Source organism: candidate division KSB1 bacterium (assembly GCA_022562085.1).
GTDB lineage: Bacteria > Zhuqueibacterota > Zhuqueibacteria > Oceanimicrobiales > Oceanimicrobiaceae > Oceanimicrobium.
Genome location: JADFPY010000171.1, coordinates 1 through 5,010 on the forward strand (window position 1 = coordinate 1; position 5,010 = coordinate 5,010).

Consider the following 5,010-nt stretch of genomic DNA (forward strand, 5'->3'; position numbering starts at 1 on the left):
GGCTTTAATCTGAACGCCCACTTAAGGCAATTAAACGTAGTTAAGAAAAATTCGAAGGGATAAAGTAAAGCTAATCGTTTTCCTGATAAATCTCCGCGTCGAGATAAAATACTCCCCATGCAAACCAGTAAGCATTAAACGATTTTGTCTTTTCCAATTTCGCTCCTGCTAAGGGTCCAGTAATCGCCTCTCCTAATACACTCCAGGTGGAACTGGTTTCATTGTCCTTGAACGTAAATGGGAAATCGCCCGAACTGGCGTCTAAGCTAAATGTCAGAATTTGGCCGTCCACCAGTGTTCGTAAATAGGAAACCACAAAATTGTCCTTACCGCTATCAACAACTAGAATCGGACTGCCATCAATCGAATCATTGATGAGTCGTGAATCCTGCGATAAGTCAATTAAATATACTTTTGTTTCATAGCTATCCGGCACCTCTCCAGAAAAGACCCCATGTACTCTTTGTTTTGGAGGCAACCTATCATCTAAAAAGCTAACTCCAAAAAATGGTGCGGAATTTAGATTTGAATAACCTGGGTAAGCCGAACCAGCAGTACTATAAGGCCTATTGTGTCCAGTATTTGTGGAGAGAACCACCGTATTAGGGAAGAGCTTCTTCCAACTACCCCAAGAAGTTTCTATCGAGGGATAAACTATTTGCCTAGTATTTCTCAATGTTCCCTGATCGGCTTGTAGGCGCATTTGTGGCCAATGGCTGTCCGTCTGCCTGTCAAACATGATAAGGTTGTTGTTATAAAGTAACCCGGAGACGCCAAATGTTAGTCTTAAACCGGCGATGTTGCCATCAAAAACGATGGCCGTTCCGGTTAATGGGCAATAACTGACTGTTAAGAAGTTGTTCAAAGCAAACTCCTCATTCACAGCTTCATGCCAATCCAATATTTGGTGCGGGTAAGCTTTGGCGACGCCATCGACTACAATACCTAGTATTAGGTCTTTATCATCGATAAAACCAGCTTGAGCTGCAGGAATGGTTTCGGGACTGAAAAGAGAGGGAATGCCATCTTTAGGTACACCACCGGAGAAAATTTGATTCTCTGGTATATTCCAATCTGAATCAGGATCAGGATCATTATTACCAACTGGATTAAGCGCCTTATCCTCAGACTGGCATGAAATCAAGGCTATTGTAACTGAAAGAATTAGTAAAAGAAAACTTATTTTTCTAAACATTGAATCACCTACTTCATTATAGTTTTGCAAGGTACCCCTATTTAATTAAAGAAAACGTGTATGATGCTCCAAGATTAAAAACTTGGCCTGCGGTATAATTTTTCCCAGAAAGACTAAATTGGATTGAAGATTCAAACGCCAAATTTTCCTTAACTTTCAAATAAATTCCGGGCTCAAAGAAGAGGACCCTCCTTTGAGAATCAAGAATTGTGAGGTTCTCAACAACAAATTTTTCACTATATAAGCCGGTTAGAGCAACCTTAAGGAGCAAATTTTTCAACACATTATATCCTCCCTCACCTCGAAAAAAGAATTCGTTGCCGGGCTCTAGAGTCGAGGTTGCGATGTCAGGCGCGAACCTGAGTCGATAACCAACATCTAGATTCACATAAGCAGGAACTGGCCACAGGGATCGACCAAACTGACCCATAAATTCTAGGTCCCATTGACCATCGCCGATCGGGACGACTTCTGAATCCTTATTAAAAAACCCTGTGGGCGCTTTAGCCTCAACCCTAAGAGTAGAAACAAATGGATTGGTTAAAAAGCGATATCGTGCCCCAAACCGGATGTCACCGACGTCGGTGGATTCCAACCGTTCAGGATTTGCCAGATCTTCGAACTCAATAATAAAATATGGAATCTGGACTCTTAACTCTAATCCATCTGTTAAACCATAGTTAAAATCGATATAAACAGCGGTGACTTGGCTTTCGCCATTAAAGGGAAACGGAACCCGTTGACCGCTACTTGTGCATACGTGTCCGAGTGGACAGGGTGTATTTCTTGAATAATAGCGATCTTGCGTTTTTTGATACAAGAAAGAAGTCTTCACCAACAGTTGGTCTCTTTTTAAAGTCCAGGCGCCCGCATATGAATTGGTGGTGAGAACAAGACTAAAGACCCATGTTGATAAAATCTTGAGTATTAGAGTAGCAGGCCTTAAAAACATACGATTTTTATTCATTTAGTAGAATCTCAAAGTTAACTTGAACAGGTTTACCAGCCTGAACATCGATCTCTTTTCCAGATTGCCCAAAACTTCATGCCAGGCTTGTACCTTTGTAAGAACCAGCAGGGACATCCTTGATCGTGAACTCGCCCTCAATTTAAAATGGCATAAAAAAAAATTGACAAAATATATTAAGCACGTTCTTATGTCAGAAGATTGAGTGAGCAGGTGTTGTTTATTTTTATCTAAAGGAAAAAGAATATTTTAAGTATGCAAACCTCTGAACAGTTTAATTTTTTGATATATTCCCGGTGCGCATTTTGTAAAAAAACCCCTGAAGTAACTTCAGGGGCTATAGATAGAGCTAATAATTTTTAAATAAGAATCAAAGCAATTCATATTCCTGAACATAAATATATTGTGACTTCCGAAATAGGATACCGGAGACGAGTGCCTTTTTTCTGAGCAATTTTGGGTCTTGTAAAAGCTCATTATTTGAACTTGCCTGGACAAATGTCCAAATAGATTCGTCCTCAGCTTTCAACCCATGGCGATGCACTTGTGGGTCATGCGCGGGATTCACCCCGCTTTTAGATCGAAATTCACAATCGAGACAAATTATCTCGCCTTTTAGTTGCGCCGTCTTTGCTTGTTCTTCTGCAACATTAAAAGGATTGTCCAGCAATTGAACGGTCGGTAGAAAAACCATGAAGGCTATCAGCGCCATGACGAAGGACGCCGTCACCGGTCGATAAAGAAACAAAGAATGCACGAGCTGCCAAAAACCCGGTCGGTTCCCATTGCGAATTAAATTGCGGCGGATCCTGCTTCTCAGATAGGCCGGAGCTTTTACAATCGAAAGTCTCTCTCGCAGGAGTTTCTTGACCTGCGTTTCCTGCTCGTAGGTTTCATGGCATTCGGAGCATTCTCGCAAATGAATTTTAACTTCATTTTTTCTCGAAACATCTAACTCATCATCGATGTAACGGGTAATTAAAACTGGAAAATTGTCGCATTTACTTTTCATTTCAACATCTCCTTCAAGACCTAATTTTCTATTTTATTTATGAAGCCGCCTTTCCTAGCATATTCTCTCAAATAATTCTGCAATTGTTTCCGCCCTCTCGAAAGTCGGGACATCACTGTTCCGATAGGGCATCCAATAATTTTAGCGACTTCTTTGTATGAAAACGATTCAACATCGGCAAGTAACACGACCACCCTGAATTCATCCGGAATTTGTTGTAATGCATTTTTAATTTCATCGTCGAACAATGTTTCGTAATCTAATCGTTCAGATTCCTGAGCGCTGGTCTGAGCTGTTGCTTCTTTGATATCATAATTATATTTGATTTTTTCTAAATCGACATGGTACGGCTTGTTTATCTTCTTTCTATATTGATTGATATAAGTATTGGTTAAAATCTTAAATATCCAGGCTTTAAAATTCGTGCCCTTTTCAAACCTGTGAAAAAACCTAAAGGCACGCAGATAAACATCTTGAAGCAAATCTTCTGCATCAAGAGCATTTTTGGTCATTCTTAAAGCAGTATTGTAAAGTGAGTCCACATGCTCAAAAGCAAGCGCTTGAAATTCATTTCCCACTAAGGTAGAATTGTCAACTTGTCTTTGCTTTTCTAACATATTTAAAGGAGATGAACTGCTTTAAGAAAGCGGCTTAACTGATTTAATTAGAATCAACATGATTATTCAATTTATTATTCCCAGACAAACTTGGGTTTGTACAACATAGTCAAATTTTTTGGTTCTTTGTTAGCCCAACTTCGACACTTCATTTCACGATAAATATTTTTTAAGGCTAAGGATTTTTTCCTTTTGTTGTTTGTGAGTTCAAGCTCTTAGAAAGGCCAGTGTAGTGAAGACCTACCCTATTGATTTTGTTAGTTTTACTTCGTATCTTATGTCTATGTACATAAGAAAGATTACTCGCAAAAAAGATGGCAAGACCCACGCCTACTGGGCGCTGGTTGAATCTCGTCGAACCGAACGCGGCCCCCGCCAACATGTGGTTGCCTACCTCGGTGAAATGGACGCAGCCGGTCGTTTAGGAGTCCGGAAAGCAGCAGAAGGTCGTTCGGACCACCAGGCCGACCTGTACGAGAAGCTCGAACCGGAGTGGGTCGAAGTCAACGTTCGGGGTGTCCGTACCGAGCGGGTGCGTGATTTTGGCGACATTTGGCTGGCCCTTGAGCTTTTGAAGCGTCTGGGACTGGTCGCGTTTTTTCAGCAGGTGATGCCGGCCGGTCGAGAAAAGATTCCCTGGGCCGACTTGGCTTGCATCTTGACCATTGCCCGCTTTTGTGAGCCCAAAAGTGAGCTTTACATTGCTGAACATTTTTATGGCCATACCGCATTGGCCGATTTAATGGGTATCCCCAATGACCTGGTCTATGACAACCGTCTCTACCGGGCTTTGGACCAGCTTCTGCCCCACAAAGAGGCGCTTGAGAAACATTTGAAACAGCGTTTTGGTGAACTCTTCAATATCGAATACGACTTGCTCCTCTACGATGTCACCTCAACTTATTTCGAAGGCGAAGCGGCAAGCAACTCGCAGGCGAAACGCGGCTACTCCCGTGACCAGCGCCCGGATTGCAAGCAAGTTTGCATCGCCTTAGTGGTCACCCAAGAAGGCATTCCTCTGGGCTATGAAGTCTTTGCTGGCAACCGTCACGACAGCACCACAGTGGAAGAAATCGTCGAGAAGATGGAAACGCGTTATGGCGCTGCCGACCGCATCTGGGTGATGGATCGCGGTATGGTCAGCGACGAAAACATTGACTTCCTGAAGCAGAAGGGCCGACGCTATATCATTGGCACCCCCAAAAGCCTGCTGAAGAAG

Annotated in this window: 5 protein-coding genes; 1 reads left to right on the plus strand and 4 read right to left on the minus strand. The window is 42.3% G+C overall.

Annotated elements, in window-relative coordinates; translation table 11 throughout:
- Positions 1–70 precede the first annotated feature (70 nt).
- From IH879_13940 to IH879_13955, 4 genes are all read right to left on the minus strand, one after another.
- On the minus strand, positions 71–1,195 hold the full coding sequence (locus IH879_13940; GenBank protein ID MCH7676036.1) for a DUF3179 domain-containing protein: 1,125 nt from the start codon (positions 1,193–1,195) through the stop codon (positions 71–73).
- Between the two features lie 37 nt (positions 1,196–1,232).
- Complete coding sequence (locus IH879_13945) at positions 1,233–2,162, minus strand: hypothetical protein (GenBank protein ID MCH7676037.1); 930 nt, start codon at positions 2,160–2,162, stop codon at positions 1,233–1,235.
- A 370-nt stretch (positions 2,163–2,532) separates the two neighbouring features.
- Complete coding sequence (locus IH879_13950) at positions 2,533–3,174, minus strand: zf-HC2 domain-containing protein (GenBank protein ID MCH7676038.1); 642 nt, start codon at positions 3,172–3,174, stop codon at positions 2,533–2,535.
- Positions 3,175–3,194: 20 nt separating this feature from the next.
- Positions 3,195–3,791 (minus strand): sigma-70 family RNA polymerase sigma factor, encoded by a 597-nt coding sequence (locus tag IH879_13955; protein ID MCH7676039.1) that lies wholly within the window; start codon positions 3,789–3,791, stop codon positions 3,195–3,197.
- A gap of 283 nt (positions 3,792–4,074) precedes the next feature.
- Here IH879_13955 and IH879_13960 point away from each other — a divergent pair.
- Positions 4,075–5,010, plus strand: a 936-nt coding sequence (locus IH879_13960; protein MCH7676040.1) for an IS1634 family transposase, incomplete at its 3' end; no start/stop codon positions are given.